Annotated in this window: 1 protein-coding gene; it reads right to left on the reverse strand. The window is 77.2% G+C overall.

The genetic code is table 11. The features are described from left to right. On the reverse strand, positions 1–558 hold a 558-nt coding region (locus FNX44_RS28465; RefSeq protein WP_500274218.1), incomplete at both ends, for an NAD(P)/FAD-dependent oxidoreductase.

The raw sequence follows: 558 nt of genomic DNA on the forward strand, positions 1-558 counted from the left end.
GGACGGGGTGGCGCGGCGGACGGAGTGGACGAGGCGTTCGGCGGTGTAGGTGGCGCCGTGGACAAAGCGCATGGCGGGCCCGAAGGCGGGGGCGGCGAGCAGTCCGGCGAAGTAGAGCCCGGGCAGACTGGAGCGGAACCCGGCGCTGAGGTCCGGTGCGCGGCCGCCGCCGAGGGTACGCAGGGCGGAGCGGGCGGCGGGGTCGAGGAGGGTCAGGCGGTCGAGGTCGGGGACAAAGCCGGTGGCGGCGATGACGTGGTCGGTGACGTACGTCTCGGTACCGCCGTCGGGGGCGGTGGTCTCCAGGCGGACGCGGCCGGACTGGGCGTGCGCGGCGCGCAGTCGACGGGCGAGCAGCAGCGGTACCCGCTCCTCGCAGCGTTCCCGCAGCCACCAGGCGCCGGCCGGGCCGAGGGCGGCCTCGTTGATGCGCAGCCGCAGCGTGGCGGGGAGGCGGCGGACGAGCCAGGGGGTCTCGGACCAGACCCAGCTGGGCCAGCCGGTGCCCAGGCCGCAGTGCGGGTCGCGGAGGGCGCGCAGCAGGGGGCGGTCCAGGGG

It is taken from the genome of Streptomyces alkaliterrae (assembly GCF_007097205.2).
In the GTDB taxonomy this organism is placed as follows: domain Bacteria; phylum Actinomycetota; class Actinomycetes; order Streptomycetales; family Streptomycetaceae; genus Streptomyces; species Streptomyces alkaliterrae.